The organism is Mycobacteroides chelonae, from assembly GCF_016767715.1.
Taxonomy (GTDB): Bacteria; Actinomycetota; Actinomycetes; order Mycobacteriales; family Mycobacteriaceae; genus Mycobacterium; species Mycobacterium gwanakae.
Genome location: NZ_CP050145.1, coordinates 4857636 through 4872699 on the forward strand (window position 1 = coordinate 4857636; position 15064 = coordinate 4872699).

Here is a 15064-nt window from a genome sequence, read left to right on the forward strand (position 1 = left end):
CCGGCAGCATATCCCGGTGCCTCCGTTATCGTCTTTCAATTCAAGAGATTTGGGCAGTACCTCAACAGCCTCCCGTGCCGGGGCGGACCTTGTGGATGATCCTCGGCCGCTGCAGGCCAACTCCAGCGACAATCCAAAGATGTCTGGCCGGAATCATCGGCGCTCGTCGGGTCGCCTTCAATTGACCTGAATCGTTTGAGTAGCAAAGGAATACGATCGCATCTCTAGACAAGACGTACAGATTCAGATCATTTGAGCCGCAGCACAAAGCCGGTCTGGTCACCACGGTTCTGCTGATTGAGCTGCGTGGCCCGCTTCTCCCATTCCCAGATCTGTTTGGGACGGAACATACGAAGGATCTTGGGGTCGGTGACCGGAACATCATCCCGATAGGCCTCGCTCCCGGTGAACTGACCGAAAGTTGAATCGTCAAATGTCTGATCCACTCGCAGACCGGCACGCTCGGCAGCGAGCGCCATTCCCTGACGCGACGGTATGACCATGTGCCGAGGCGCATCGGCCTGCACCCAGTCAGCCCCGTATATGGACCACGCCTCCGATGACGTTGTGGGCACCCTGGCCAGGCATGTGCCGCCGACGGCCAGCTTCTTGGACGCTACCTCGAGTGTGGCCACCGGATCGGGCATGTGTTCGAGCGAATGGTTGAACATGATGAGGTCGAATTCACCTGGTACGTCACATAAATAGCGTTTCAGGAGCGGTATCCGTTCACGTGACTCACCATCTTCGGCGATGAACGGATCCGCGCCGAGCAGGCTGACGAAGCCGACCCGTGCCAGCCTGTCGAGCAGCGCGCCGCTTCCACATCCAACATCCAGGATCCGCGCATCACGTTCAATTCCGAGCCCGGCGAGCATCTTGACAGCATCCCCGCCCAGCAGCACTCGGAAGATGCCCTCCGGTATGGGGGAGGTCATAACAGAACCGAATACTCTTCCACCACTGCGTAATTTGAATCTGTCGCGCTGCGTGACCAACCATTGAAATACCTTCGGCTGGGCCGATCCGTTGTGCGAGTAATAGGTCTGCGGGTAATGCCGCATGAGCTCTTCGCCCTGCAGCACGTCGACCATCTGCAACGTGTCACACGCGGCGCAACTGAAGTACTCGAACACCTCACGGGTGCCAAACATCATTTCGCGTATCTCAAGGGTTCGATGAGGACCCGTCGAGCCGCACAGTCGGCATGTACTGGTAACCGCCGTCATTCACATCTCCCCTACGAGACTCTGGGTCCGGAGAACGTGCACTGCTTGCCATGGGCTTGTGACCGGGCGCCACAGAACAGCTTTCAAAGGAACCCCAGACGACGAACCTACCGCGTAGTGTCTTTGTACGTGTGGGGATCGGTGCTAGCGCTCGTGGTATTGGTCGCCCTGAATCCGATACGACTGGGCATCACCCTCCTCGTGATCTCGCGGCCGCAGCCTGTGCAGAATCTGCTGATTTACTGGGCGGGCTGTCTCATCGGCTGCATCCCCGCCGTAGTGGTTCCGTTGACACTTCTGCATGTCACACCGATGTTCAGATCATTTGCACAAGGTGTGGCCGGAAGCCCCACCATTCGGCACGTCCAACTCGGCATGGGAGTGCTGGCACTGTCGGTCGCCGCACTCATCGCATCGCGGCCACTGCTGCGTGGCCGCCAGCTCCAGCTTCAGGGAGCAACGAGTGCAACCGCGGCAGCACCCCAGACGAATCTTCCTACCCAGAACCCGATCTCGCGGATCCTGGGGCGTGCGGGAGACGCGCCGACTGACGGCGGCTCGCTGCTCCAACGATTGGTGCGCCGGGCCACCAACGCCTGGGAGGGCGGTTCGTTATGGGTCGCCTTCCTGATCGGCCTGCTCCTCGGCGGTATCGAACCCGACGCGGGCCTGTTCCTTATCGCCATTCTGGTGACCTCCGGTGCCGCACTCGGGACACAGATCACCGTGGCTGCCGTTTTCATCGTCGGGGTGCTGGCGATCGTGGAGCTCACCCTGGTCAGCTATCTTGTCGCGCCCGCGAAAACCCAAGTGGTTGTGCAACTGCTGCATGACTGGGCGTTGGCTCATCGTCGAAAGATTCTGGTAGCCATGTGCATAGTGGCTGGGATATCACTTCTGATTCACGGCCTGGGCGGTATCTGAGGAACCAAAAGCCCGATACTTGCGCGAAATTCATTCGGGCACAACGGTTCGCCAAATTCTCCAGCGGGGTTGCCGGCCCACTCGGTTCCCAATTCTGCCGAGAAATTGCGCCCACCTGGGTAGTGTTCCGGGCCGTGTGGGGTCTACTGCTCGCGATGGCGATCATGTTCGCGGTCAATCCGGTACTTCTTGCCATCATCGTCTTGATGATCTCGCGCCCTCAGCCGGTACAGAATCTGGCGGCCTACTGGATCGGCAGCACCATCGTCAGTCTTGCCGGCCTACTGATTCCGCTGATGGTGCTGCACATAGCGCCGTCGTTTCGCACCTTTGTGGAGAATATGGCCACACCGGGCAACAGCATCACCACGCGGCTCATCAACCTCAGCATGGGTGTCCTCATGCTGTCGATAGCCGCACTGATGGTCGTACGGTCACTTCGTGAGCGGTCACGCGTGGGCGCAATGACAGGCGACACCTCCGCTCAGCCACACGACTCGGATATGGCCCACCACATCACATCGCCGTTCGGCACGCCCCAGAGTGAGGCCGCGGCGGGTGGTTCGGTGTTCCGCAGACTTCTCTACCGCCTTCAAAAGGCCTGGGAAGACGGGGCCCTGTGGGTTGCGTTCGTTTTTGGCCTCGCCGGGCTACCGCCGCCCATGTTGGTGATCTTCGTACTCACTCCCATAGTGGCCTCCGGTACCCCGATCGGTACCCAGGTCATCGCCGTCATCCTGTTCGTCTTCGGAATGTTCACGGTTGTCGAGATCACGCTCGTCAGCTATCTCGTTGCACCTACCAAAACTCTTGCGGTACTGAGGCCATTGCACGACTGGGCACTCGCACACCGGCGCCAGATGCTGATTGCTATTTTCTCAGTCGCTGGAATGATTCAGGTAGTCAACGGTATTGCCTGAATAGACGGCTCGATACGAGATTCGCTCGTGTCAGGCCCATGTCCCACTGCGCCCGTTGGCCGTCGCCATGACTTCGTAGATCAACTTCATCATCGACGGGCGAGTGCGCCGGCTGAGCTTGTGGAATCGCTGGAAATCCTCGAGCATCGCCCGGAAACCTCGTTCGCTCGTCCGATACGCGTCCAAGACCTGGTCCAATACCGACGGCTCCCAGGGCTCGTCGGCAGCGGCCGCGCAGAGCGTTTCGTACACCACCGACATCCAGTCCGTGCCGAAGGGCTCTGTGACGGGCCCGCTGTACTTCTGGCGCCGAAGGTCGGTTTCCAGGAAATCCTCTATCGCGGCCTCGTCCCTGGCGTCTAAGTCGAGCCCGAGCGCTAACGAAGTACGTTTCATCTCCCGGCGCCAGTCCTCGAGGAGGTTCGTGTACCCCACGAACACCCGCGGCACATCGCGTGTACATGCCTCGGCCAACAGATTGAACTTGAGCCATAGCGCGCTCGAGAACTCCGGCGAGGCGGCGGCCTGGGCGGCAACCGAGGCAATGACCTCCGTTGGGTGGCGCACCGCTATCACCGTCGCGACATCGAAACCGGCCAGATCTGCTGCTTCGAACCACATATCCGACAGCAGATTTATCCTCGGGTCCTTGACGATAATCACTGGCGCCGACGGCAACGTCCCCAGGTATGTCCGGATCTCGGCGATACAGGTTGCCCTTTCACCGGCATCGAACGCGCCCTCTTCTTGCAGACGCAACGTCGTGTCGAATCTCGAGCTGGCGTTGCGATGCAGAATCCTCTCGTTGAGGATGATGACTTTGCGTGGTTCCCAATATCCTCGTGGATTGGCCGGGTTCGCACCCGCCAGGGCTGACGGGAGCGCGCCGCCGCACAGGGACAAAGCACGGGTTATCGCCGATGTCCCGGATCGGGCCATACCCATGACAAACAAAATCACGGGGCGGGACTGACCAGCCGAGGTCACGAGACCGCCCGTCTCAAGACGTAATTGACTGCCGCACATCGAATCATGAATTCTTCCCTGCTTCTCAATCGTTTTGCCCAGCGCGACTGGCAACCATCACCGTCGGGCCCAGCCCCCGTCTAGTCCGAAACTCGACGGCGATGTCCGGATCTGCGTGATGGGCCAGCGCGCGCAGCGCGGACGGGCTGTAGGCGCGTAGGGAGCTGATGAAGCCGTCGTGCTGCAGTGGCGAGAGCCTGACAAGGGGTAGCACCACTGCCAACAACGCGATATGAAGGGGGACCGGCGGCCTGGGCAGGTCCACGATCAAGAGCTTCCTCGCCGCACGGGTTCCCGATGCGAACACTCGAGCAGCGAGATCGGGCGAAAGATGATGCAGCGACAACGCGAATATCGCAAGGTCGTAATGGCCGTTCGGGGAGTCGATCGCGGTGGCATCCATCTCCCGCACCGTGGCGCGGGGGTGGCTGCCGAGATCACTGGCGGCCGCCGCAGCCACGAAGCTGGGGTCGATGTCGGTAATCGTCACCAGGGCCGCTGGGTGCATGTCCAACAACTTGCGTGACAATCCACCAAGACCCGCACCAAGTTCAAGGATCTTCGGAGAGTTCACATCGGCGACCTCGCGTAGCGCCATGCGGGCACACTTCTCGTGGATACCTATCCACCGTCGCCGCCCCGCACGATCGAGCGAGCACATGACCTTGCTCTTGAGATCATCGACGTCATCGCGGTCCAGATACTCCAGACGTCCGGTCTGTAACCGCCTGTCCAGCCAGGAAGCATCCGGGCCGCCCCGAGGCATGCACGAGATATCGCGGGCTCTGTTCTCCACGTAGAACATCATGGATCACAGCGGCGGTGTACGGCAGGACAGTCGTGAAATCAAATGCGCTGCAGGGCATGAAAAATGCAATGACGACACAGTTACTTGTCTGTGTACCAGGTCCTAGATCTGGGTCCATGCGTCCGTCAGATATTCCGGCGCCCGCGGCGAAAAAGATTTCACCACAACATGTCCACCGAACAGCTAGGCTCCCGATCAATTCGGTCGATCAAGCTCGGCTGGGCAACTCGCAGCGTGCACCGCAATCTGGAGTACGCGCGTCGTCAAACCCATTGTCGCCCACCACGCGAAACCGCAAACGCATAGCTAGGAACGAAGGAGTCGGACTGGTGCCTGGGCAGTTACATCGGGTGCGAAAGTCTCTCGACGACCGGAAGAAGGCCAAAGATACTGTACGGCTGGATAATCGGCTGGCCCTGGCAGACGAGGCCCTATTGGCTGAGCATCACGCCGCGGGCATGAATGTGATCATTCAGGTGACCTGGCTCTACAGCCACGCCGTCGACCTCGAGGCGTTACGGCGCTTTCATCACAATCTCGGTCGGGGCCTGTTGGGCCGACGCATCGAACGCCCCGCACTGTCGATCGCCCGGCATCGCTGGGTGGAGGACCGGGGGGCGTCCGATATCGATGTCGTTCAACACGCACGGCCCCGCAGCGAGTTCAGCGACTGGGTCGATGCACGTTCGCAGATGCGCATCGACCCCGAGGCAGGCCCCGGCTGGCATATCGGTGTCCAGCCTCTCGACGACGGAACGACCGCGATCAGCCTGGTGCTCTCACACAATCTGATCGATGGACTCGGGCTGGCGCTTGTGATAGTTGAAGCGGCCCTGGGCAAGACCCGCGATCTGGGCTATCCGCTGCCACAATCGCGCACCCGGCTACGAGCATTGGGTCAGGATGCGCGACAGACCGCGCGTGACGTACCTCAGGTCGCGAAAGCTCTGGTGGCGGCGGTGAAGCTCGGCCGAAAGCAGGCGCGCGATAGGAGTCAATCGGACCGTGTGCCGGCACCTCGACCCGTCGCTGTCGAGCCGGACAAGGCCGATGAAGTTGTTCTCGTACCGGCCCTCACGATCTACGTGAGCTTGGATGCCTGGGATGCCCGCGCGAACGCCCTCGCCGGGGCGAGCCATACGCTTGCCGCCGCCTTTGCCGCGCGGTTCGGGGAGCGAATCGGGCGGCGACGCGCAGACGGCGGCACAGTGACCCTGCAGATCCCGATCAGCGAGCGCACTGAGGACGACACCCGTGCCATGGCACTTTCCTATGCCCGCGTCAGCATTGACCCAACCTCGCTCACAACGGATCTACGCGATGTCCGGTCTGCCATCAAAAAGACGCTGACCGTCCTGAGGGAGACGCCCGACGAGTCCAAACAGCTCCTGTGGTTGCCCTCGTTCGCACCGAAACGGACGCTCCAACGGATGGTCGCCAGGATGCCCGCTGATCCCGATCAGTCGGTGTTCTGTTCGTATCTCGGCGATCTCAGCTCAATGATCGGCTATCCCGCCGGAACACTCGCCGATTTCCAGAACGCACGAGCCACCGGGCAACGCGAGAGACGACAGCTACTCGAGCGCACAGGTGGTCGCATGTTCATACTCTCCGGGCGCCTCAACGGCAAGATCTTCATCAGTGTCGGCGCCTACCAGCCGGGCGCCACGAACACCAAAGAGTCCCTGCGTGAACTGGCCGAGCTCACCCTGGCCGATTTCGGTTTGATCGGCGAGATCCACTGACGGATTTCTGCGCCACGTGCGGTCGCGCCGAACGGGCGATCCTTGCGGGTCAGAAGTTGTGGCAGGTGCGGTAGGCCTGTTCCATCGCTCCCAGATATGGCTGAAAGGCCGGTGCATTCGCCACGTCTTGAGCCGTCTGTGCCCGCTTTTCTGGCCCGGCCGCAAGGAATTCGCGTAATCCGCGTTGCAGTATCGGCGATTGGGACAACGCCTTTCCGAATTGCGGATCCTGCGCATTGAGGGCCGCCACCACTTGCGGATAGCTACACGTGGTGTTGATGGCCAAATCCAGGTCAGGATCCGCGGATGCGATCCCGGCCGCCGCGGTCAGCGACAACGCCAGTGCTCCCAACCCTACGGACACTCGAGCAAGCGACACAGAGAACATATACGTACTTCCTTTCTTACCAATATTTTTCGTAATCCAAAGTCAGGCATCTTGCATCACCAGGGGGCGGGGTCTTTCCACGTCTCGCTGCACTCTGGAGGGGCGGCGAAGTACCCGCTGCGGCCACCAGAACCACCTGCCCAACAGCGCGGCGATCGCCGGCGTCATGAACGCGCGCACCACCAAGGTGTCGAACAACAGACCGATCCCGATCGTGGAACCAACCTGCCCAATCACACGGAGGTCGCTGACCACCATCGACAACATGGTGAACGCGAACACCAAACCCGCAGAGGTCACCACCTTGCCGGTACCGCCCATGGCCCGAATAATCCCCGTGTTGATTCCCGCGCCCAGTTCCTCCTTCATTCGCGAGACCAACAACAGGTTGTAGTCAGAACCCACCGCCAGCAAGATGATCACGGACATCGCCAGCACCAGCCAATGCAGTTCGATGCCGAGGATGTTCTGCCAGATGAGCACGGAGAGCCCGAATGCGGCACCCAACGAAAGTGCCACTGTGCCAACGATGACCAGTGCCGCGACAAAGCTTCGCGTCATGATCAGCATGATCCCGAAGATCAGACAAAGCGCCGCGACCCCCGCGATCAGCAGATCGTATGCGGACCCGTCACGTAGGTCTTTGAACGTCGCGGCGGTCCCAGCGAGTTGAATCTGCGCATTCTCCAACGGAGTTACCTTGAGCGCCTCCTCGGCGGCCGTCCGCACCGCATCTACCCGCGACAGTCCTTCCGGCGTCCCCGGGTCACTCCGATACGTCAGGATCAGACGTACCGCCTTCCCATCTGGTGAAAAGAACAGGGACATAGCATGTTTGAAGTCTTCGTTCTCGAACACCTCCGGAGGCAGATAGAAGGAGTCATCGTTCTGGGCGCCGTCATAGATCTTTCCCATCGCGGTCGCATTCGCAGCCGTCTTGTCGATGAGAGAAAAGATCCCCGACATGGTGCTGTGCATCGTCAGCATCATGGCGCGCATTGCCTTCATGGTCGTGATCATCGGCGGGAAAAGGGCGATCAGGTCGCGCTGGTACCCGTTCATCTGCTCCACGCGTTCCAGGATCTGGTGTGTCCGAAGGCTGAGCTGGTCAGTGCCGTCGAGGGCCTGAAACACCGATCTGATGGCGAAGCAGATCGGGATGGTCTCGCAGTGTTTCTCCCAGTACAGATAGTTGCGTAGAGGTTTGAAGAAATCGTCGAAATTGGCGATGTAATCACGTAGCCGATCAACGGTCGCCGTCAGCTCCCGGTTCATGACGACCGTCTCGTTGGTGATGTCGGAGATGCTGCGCATCAGCTCGTAGGTGTGCTGCATCTGGTTGATCATCTTCGTCGTGTCTTCGGCCTGCCTCAGCATGTCGTCCACGCGTTCTTTTCCAAACGGCAGGATCTGCAGCATGCCGGCACTTTGCAGGCTGATCTGAAACGGTATCGACGTGTGCTCGATGGGGCTTCCCTCTGGCCGGGTAATGCTCTGCACCATGGAGATACCTGGAACGGCGTACAGGCCTTTGGCCAGTTTGTGCAGAACCACGAAGTCCGCCGGGTTGCGCATATCGTGGTCTGCCTCAAGCACCAGGACGTCGGGCGTCATCCGCGACTCGGGAAAATGACGTTCGGCGGCGGCGTACCCCAGGTTGGCGGGGATGCCCCGGGGCACATAGAGCCTGTCGTCATAGCTCGTCTGATATCCCGGAAGTGCCAGCAGGCCAATGAGTCCAACCGCGCAGGCCGTGGCGAGGATGGGTCCGGGCCACCTAACGATCGCCGTACCAACCCACCGCCAGCGGCGGACCATGATCTTCCTCTTGGGCTCGAATAGTCCAAAACGACTGCCGAGGGCTATGACGGCCGGCACCAACGTGACAGCCACCGCCACCGCGACGGCCATACCCACTGCGGCGGGAATGCCCATCGTCTGGAAATAGGGCAGCCGCGTGAAGCTGAGACAGAAGATCGCACCGGCGATCGTCAGTCCAGAGGCCACGACCACCTTGGCGACGCTGCTATAGGTGGTGTAGAACGCGGTCTCCCGGTCCTCGCCGGACTGTCGGGCCTCCTGGTATCGCCCGGTGAAGAATATGCCGTAGTCCGTTCCCACGGCGATACCGAGAGACACCAAGAGATTCACGGAGAATGTCGAAAGCCCAATGACGCCATGGTCTCCCAGAAATGCAACGATTCCTCGGGCGGCCTGTACCTGTATTCCCACCATGATCAGCAGGAGAGTGACGGTGATCAGCGAGCGGTATACAAAGAGCAGCATCGTCAGGATCACCATGAGCGTGACAACGGTGATCTTGACGATCGACGTGTTACCCGCATGGTTCATATCGGTCACCAGCGGTGCCGGCCCCGTGACATAGACCTGGACCCCTATCGGCGGAGTCGACCGTGCCACGATGCCCCGGACAGCTTCCACCGATTGGTTCGCCAGGGCCTGGCCTTGGTTGCCTGCAAGGTTCACCTGGACGTAGACGCTCTTACCATCGGCACTCTCTACACCCGTCGCGGTGAGTGGGTCGCCCCAATAGTCCTGGACGTGTTGCACGTGGGCGGTGTCGGCTCTCAACTGGCGAATCAAGTTGTCGTAGTAGCCGTGTGCGTCATCACCGAGGGGTTGTTGTCCCTCCAGCACCACCATCGCCACGCTGTCGGAATTCGATTCTCCGAATACCTGACCCATCCGCTGCATCGCCTGGAACGACGGCGCGGCTTGGGGAACCAGGGATACCGAGCTTTCCCGCCCCACCTGTTCCAGTGACGGAACCCCAAAGGTCACCACGGCGATGACCGCCAACCAGCCAAGGACAATCGGCACCGACAGACGACGGATCAGCCCCGCCACGAAGGGTGGCCGGTTGGGCATCCGGTGAATACTCATGCGCTCTTTGCCCATTGGTACACAAAAGAATTCATCGCGGTTAGCGCTCTTGCTTCTGCCACAAGAAGCTCACCAAAGGGCGTGGACCGGTCGAGTGCCGTTGTGCTCTGGTTGGGCGGCGGAGCACTCGCTGCGGCCACCAGAACCACCTGCCCAACAGTGCGGCGATCGCCGGCGTCATGAACGCACGCACCACCAAGGTGTCGAACAGCAGACCGATCGCGATCGTCGATCCCAGTTGGCCGATGGTGACAAGGTCGCTGACCACCATCGATAACATGGTGAACGCGAACACCAAACCCGCAGAGGTCACCACCTTGCCGGTACCGCCCATGGCCCGAATAATCCCCGTGTTGATTCCCGCGCCCAGTTCCTCCTTCATTCGCGAGACCAACAACAGGTTGTAGTCAGAACCCACCGCCAGCAAGATGATCACGGACATCGCCAGCACCACCCAGTTCAACGGAATGCCGAGGATGCTCTGCCAGATGAGCACGGAGAGCCCGAATGCGGCACCCAACGAAAGTGCCACTGTGCCAACGATGACCAGTGCCGCGACAAAGCTTCGCGTCATGATCAGCATGATCCCGAAGATCAGACAAAGCGCCGCGGTTGCCGCGATCAGCAGATCGTACTTCGAACCGTCGACGATGTCTTTGACCGATGCGGCTGTACCCGTCATATAGATCTTGGCGTTTCGCAGCGGCGTGCCCTTGAGTGCCTCTGCCGCCGCCGTCTCAATCGGATCCACCAATGACATGCCCTCGCGCGTCGCGGGATCACCCCGCTGCGAAATGAGCATCCGCGCGGCCTTTCCGTCCGATGACAGGAAGATGTTCATCACACGTTTGAAGTCCTCGTTGTCGAACACTTCGGGAGGCAGATAGAAGGAGTCATCGTTCTGGGCGGCATCGAAGGCCTTACCCATCGCAGTCGAGTTACTGGTCGACTGCTCCATCTGATCGAAGATCCCCGACATGGTGCTGTGCATGGAAAGCATCATTTTCCGTGTGGATTCCATGGTCTCGATCATCACGGGAAACTGCTCCGCCATCTGCGGAAGGAGTTCGTCCAACCGATCAAGATTGGCAACGAGGTCACCCAATTTGTCGGATACCTCGTCGACTCCGTCGAGAGTGTCGAAGACTGAACGGATGGCCTGACAAACGGGAATGTCGTAGCAGTGCTTTTCCCAGTAGAGGTAGTTACGGATCGGCCTGATGAAGTCATCGAAATCCATGACGTGGTCCCGCAACTCGTTCATGATCACTTCGAGTTCGTGCGTGGTTCCGACCATGTCGTGGGTGGTGCCCACCATCTGTTCGGTCAACGACTGCATCCGCTTCATGATGGCGATCGTCTTCAGCATGTCGTCCGCCTGGACCAGCAGATCGTCCATGCGATTTCTCTGAAACGGCATCAAATGGGATTGGCTCGCGCTACTCATGCTGAGCATGAACGGGATGGTGGTGTGTTTGAGCGGTTCACCTCCGGGACGGGTCACCGCCTGCACCCTGGACACACCGGGCACAGCCTGGACTCCGCGGGCAAGCTTGTTCAGCACCAGAAAATCGACAGGATTGCGCATATCGTGATCGGCTTCGATCAACAGAACATCGGGTGCCATCATCAACGATTGCGGGAAATGACGTGAGGCTGCCGCGTAGCCCACATTGGCCGGAATGTCTTGTGGGATGTACTTCTGGTCGTTGTAGCTCGGCTGGTAAACGGGCAGTGTCAACAGCCCGATGAGCGCCACCGCGCACGTCGCTACCAGGATCGGCGCCGGCCAGCGCACGATCGCCGTGCCGATCTGCCGCCATCGACGGACCGTGACCTTTCTCTTGGGCTCAAACAGCCCATATCGGCTGCCTACCGCGATAACTGCCGGAACGAGTGTGATCGCCACCGCCACTGCGACGACCATGCCCACGGCAGTGGCTACACCCAACGTCTGATAGACGGGTAACCGCGTGAAGTGCAGACAGAGGACCGCACCGGCAATCGTCAATCCCGAGCCCAGGACCACCTTGGCAACACTGCGGAAGGTGGTGTAGAACGCGCTCTCCCGATCCTCGCCGGCTTGGCGCGCCTCCTGATATCGCCCGGTGAAGAATATGCCGTAGTCCGTACCTGCCGCGATGGCAAGTGCCACCAAAAGATTGACGACAAACGTGGTGATACCGATAAGACCGAGGTTGCCGAGTAGCGCCACGAATCCTCGTGCCACCGTCAACTCTATTCCGACGACAACGAGCATGAGAATGACAGAAACGACCGATCGATAGACCAAGAGCAGCATCGTGAAAATCACCGCAAGGCTCAGACCCGTGACCAGGAGAACAGTCCTGTTGCCGGCAGGACCCAAGTCCGCGGCGAACGCTGCCGGGCCGGTCACATAGGCCTTCACTCCCAACGGCGCAGGTGTCCGGTCCACAATGGCCCGTACCGCCTCGACGGATTGATTCGCCGACGCCCCCTCCCGGGGATCAGTAAGGGCTACTTGCACATATGTGGCCTTGCCATCAAGGCTTTGCGCAGCGGCCTGCGTCATTTGGTCGCCCCAGAAATCCTGGACGTGCTGCACATGCGCCGTGTCGGATTTCAATTGACGAATCAGTTCGTCGTAGTAGTGATGCGTATCGTCGCCCAGAGGTTGCTGCCCCTCCACGACGATCATCGCCACCACGCTGGAATTGGACTCACCGAACAGCTGGCCCATCCGTTGCGTTGCCTGAAATGATGGCGCCACATCCGGATTCATCGCCACCGCGTGCTCCTTCTCGACCTGCTCGAGTGAGGGGACACTGATGCTCAAGATGACAGCTATCGCCAGCCAGCCGAGGATGATGGGAATCGAGAGGCGACGAATCATCCGCGCCAGGAACGGCGGGCGGTTGCTTAGCGGCAACAGCTCAGTTGGCGGGTCATTGAGGGTGCTCATGCGGCCTTCAACATGCAGAAGGTCAATGCGCTGACGCCGTATCGGATCTTCTCGTCCTTGACCTTGTCACCCACGAGAATGCGGCACCCGATGCTGTCTGCGTCGCCCTGCGCGGTGAGGTTACCCATGGCCGTCGCCTCGGTGATCGGGAATTCCACCGACCAGGGCAGCGGGGCCTCCCTGATGACCTGCGGCTCCGCGTCGGCATCGAAATAGCTGATGGTTGCCACCGCGCCGGGAGGGCCGAACACTTCGTAGATCAGGTACTTAGGGTCGTGTGGCCGCTTCTCTTCCCGCTCGGTGTTGGCGTACGCGGGACGACGCTCATTACCGAAGACACCGTGCAGCCGCGACACGGTGAATCCGCCCGCAACTCCCACCACCACGAGCACCAACGGAATCCACACACGCTTCAAGATCGTGAAAATCTCGAGTCCCTCCGACTGTCTTCCGCGCTCGGCAGCATGTCAGCTGCACAAACATGTATCTCCAGATCGGATGTGAACACAACGGATAACCGAACTTCGAATGCGGCGGCACCCAGGCTCGGTCATGTGCGAAGCACCGCCAACGTACGGCACGCCTCGTCGCGCGCGACCCGATTCCGACGAGTAAACCACGTTGACTCGCCACAAAGGACACAATCCGCGATCTCGGTCTGGAAACGTCTAATACCTTGATACCAAGCCTATTTGGGAATGAAATGCTCGTGCAGAAATCGCCGAACGTCCGAATGTGAGGCCTATCCGTAATCACATCACACGTAGATGAAAGCTTGAGATCTGCTGGGAGAGAATCGCATAGAAGGGTCCTACTGAATGTTGTGCAGCACGGCTATCCGTCAGCGTCGACAGAATCCGGGTCCATTTCCGGTTGAATCCAACGGAATCCGGACTTGCTGCGTTCCATGAACCGGCGCTCGTAGGTGCCCTCGATCCTCTTGCCCTCCACGACACCGTTGAGCAGCAGCCGGTCCCGGCTGGGTTGATGCGCCTGAAGAACCAGCTGAGGTGGATCGGACTCACGCTTGCGCAACTCGAGCCGATCATCCTTGACCTGTAGCAGCCACGCTGAGGTACGTCCGTCCGGCGACTGGGAAACGAACTTCATCACGCTGAACTCCGCCACCGTGTCGCGGTGAGAGATCGCGACGTTGGGCCAGGGCGCCGGCTGAATCTGGTTTAGCGTTGCCCCGTGCCCGTCAATGGTGAATGACGTTGCATGCCAAACGCCGTCAAGACTCGAGGTCGGTGTCTTGTACGTCGAGTACACCGCGATCGACTGCAGGACGATGAGCGCGGTGAGAACCGATGCCACCCCGAACTTCAGCACGACACCGGTGGTGAGCACCCACTTCCGACTGGAGCCGAGGGCTCGCCAAAGCCGCACCGGTTGCGTGCTCACGCGATTGAAGACCACCCGGACGAGGTTTGGCCACAGGGGCGCGGTGACGGCGACGGCTACCAGGAACAACTCTCCGGATACCTGCTTCACCGGAACGTCGTAGGTCATGTTGAGAAGGAACACCTGTGCCATGGCGAAGACTGACCCCAGGGCGCCCAGCACCCACGTGCGGTTCCACAGCAGCAGCAGTCCCGACACCAGTTCCACGAGCCCCGTGGCGATGGAGTAGGGCTCCGAGGCACCCATGAAACCCCAGAGCGTGTTGAACAAGCTTGTGTCGCCGACCAATTGCAGCTGTCGATCGGGAAGCGCCATGAACCCCATCTGCGTGGGAATCGCTTTCGCGATTCCATACGTGATCATCGACATCGCGAGACCGAACCGAGCGAACACCCACAGCGAGGCTGCCAGGCCCCGATAGTTCGAGCGGCGGCGGTCCAACACCGTCCATATCGCGGTGATCGCCACGGCGAGGACAATCCACCCCAGGTGGTAGCACCACAGCCACAGCAGGTCGCCGCCGGAGGAGACGGTGAGTTCGATACCGCCACCGCGAATGAGGAAGCTTCCAATCTGGGCCGTCAGCCACAGAACCGGCTCAAACAAGCTGTAAAGACCCAGGTTGTCGTACACCGAAAGCAGGAGAATCCCGCCACCGATGGTGAACAGCAGACGGAATCCGAGCTTCTGCAACGGGGTCCACCGCGGCGCGGTACCGGCTCCCTCATCTTCGGCGGTGCCAGATTGCTCGGGCGCAACGGTCGTCATGCCA

The 15064-nt window shown here is 60.2% G+C and carries 11 protein-coding genes; 3 read left to right on the forward strand and 8 right to left on the reverse strand.

Annotated features, from left to right (window positions below):
* Window positions 1–248: 248 nt before the first annotated feature.
* Complete coding sequence (locus HBA99_RS23750; protein ID WP_057964637.1) at window positions 249–1229, reverse strand: class I SAM-dependent methyltransferase; 981 nt, start codon at window positions 1227–1229, stop codon at window positions 249–251.
* Window positions 1230–1358: 129 nt separating this feature from the next.
* Here HBA99_RS23750 and HBA99_RS23755 point away from each other — a divergent pair, with 129 nt between their 5' ends.
* Both HBA99_RS23755 and HBA99_RS23760 read left to right on the forward strand, forming a co-directional pair.
* Entirely contained in the window at window positions 1359–2153 is a 795-nt protein-coding gene (locus HBA99_RS23755) for a GAP family protein (protein WP_070932065.1), read from the forward strand.
* Window positions 2154–2287: 134 nt separating this feature from the next.
* The gene (locus HBA99_RS23760) at window positions 2288–3073 is read left to right on the forward strand and encodes a GAP family protein (protein ID WP_070950945.1); all 786 of its coding nucleotides are present in this window, start codon (window positions 2288–2290) and stop codon (window positions 3071–3073) included.
* A 30-nt stretch (window positions 3074–3103) separates the two neighbouring features.
* Here HBA99_RS23760 and HBA99_RS23765 read toward each other — a convergent pair whose 3' ends face one another.
* Together HBA99_RS23765 and HBA99_RS23770 are read right to left on the reverse strand one after the other, a co-directional pair.
* Window positions 3104–4099, reverse strand: a complete 996-nt coding sequence (locus tag HBA99_RS23765) for a sulfotransferase family protein (protein ID WP_234798068.1) — start codon at window positions 4097–4099, stop codon at window positions 3104–3106.
* A 25-nt stretch (window positions 4100–4124) separates the two neighbouring features.
* Window positions 4125–4904 carry a methyltransferase domain-containing protein gene (locus tag HBA99_RS23770; protein WP_057967634.1) on the reverse strand — a complete coding sequence of 260 codons (780 nt, stop codon included), beginning with the start codon at window positions 4902–4904 and terminating at the stop codon, window positions 4125–4127.
* 332 nt (window positions 4905–5236) lie between these two features.
* Between HBA99_RS23770 and HBA99_RS23775 the strand changes: the two genes are divergently transcribed.
* Window positions 5237–6652, forward strand: coding sequence for a hypothetical protein (locus tag HBA99_RS23775; protein ID WP_070951838.1), 1416 nt, complete (start codon window positions 5237–5239; stop codon window positions 6650–6652).
* Between the two features lie 49 nt (window positions 6653–6701).
* Here the strand turns inward: HBA99_RS23775 and HBA99_RS23780 are convergent, their stop codons facing one another.
* The 5 genes from HBA99_RS23780 to HBA99_RS23800 form a co-directional block, all read right to left on the reverse strand.
* A complete protein-coding gene (locus HBA99_RS23780; RefSeq protein ID WP_057967565.1) occupies window positions 6702–7040 on the reverse strand; it encodes a hemophore-related protein in 339 nt (112 codons plus the stop codon).
* Between the two features lie 42 nt (window positions 7041–7082).
* The gene (locus HBA99_RS23785) at window positions 7083–9944 is read right to left on the reverse strand and encodes an MMPL/RND family transporter (protein WP_070952394.1); all 2862 of its coding nucleotides are present in this window, start codon (window positions 9942–9944) and stop codon (window positions 7083–7085) included.
* Between the two features lie 40 nt (window positions 9945–9984).
* Window positions 9985–12888, reverse strand: a complete 2904-nt coding sequence (locus tag HBA99_RS23790) for an MMPL/RND family transporter (RefSeq protein WP_199252989.1) — start codon at window positions 12886–12888, stop codon at window positions 9985–9987.
* Window positions 12885–13295 carry an MmpS family transport accessory protein gene (locus HBA99_RS23795; protein ID WP_030097537.1) on the reverse strand — a complete coding sequence of 137 codons (411 nt, stop codon included), beginning with the start codon at window positions 13293–13295 and terminating at the stop codon, window positions 12885–12887. Before HBA99_RS23795 ends, HBA99_RS23790 begins: the two co-directional genes overlap by 4 nt.
* 427 nt (window positions 13296–13722) lie before the next feature.
* A complete protein-coding gene (locus tag HBA99_RS23800; protein ID WP_070951836.1) occupies window positions 13723–15060 on the reverse strand; it encodes a hypothetical protein in 1338 nt (445 codons plus the stop codon).
* Window positions 15061–15064: the final 4 nt, after the last annotated feature.

What these genes read in the sequence shown, in the direction of transcription:
- HBA99_RS23750 (WP_057964637.1), bottom strand. Translation starts at nt 1,229, where the DNA reads ATGACGGCGGTTACCAGTACATGCCGACTGTGCGGCTCGACGGGTCCT.
- HBA99_RS23765 (WP_234798068.1), bottom strand. Translation starts at nt 4,099, where the DNA reads ATGTGCGGCAGTCAATTACGTCTTGAGACGGGCGGTCTCGTGACCTCG.
- HBA99_RS23770 (WP_057967634.1), bottom strand. Translation starts at nt 4,904, where the DNA reads ATGTTCTACGTGGAGAACAGAGCCCGCGATATCTCGTGCATGCCTCGG.
- HBA99_RS23780 (WP_057967565.1), bottom strand. Translation starts at nt 7,040, where the DNA reads ATGTTCTCTGTGTCGCTTGCTCGAGTGTCCGTAGGGTTGGGAGCACTG.
- HBA99_RS23785 (WP_070952394.1), bottom strand. Translation starts at nt 9,944, where the DNA reads ATGAGTATTCACCGGATGCCCAACCGGCCACCCTTCGTGGCGGGGCTG.
- HBA99_RS23790 (WP_199252989.1), bottom strand. Translation starts at nt 12,888, where the DNA reads ATGAGCACCCTCAATGACCCGCCAACTGAGCTGTTGCCGCTAAGCAAC.
- HBA99_RS23800 (WP_070951836.1), bottom strand. Translation starts at nt 15,060, where the DNA reads ATGACGACCGTTGCGCCCGAGCAATCTGGCACCGCCGAAGATGAGGGA.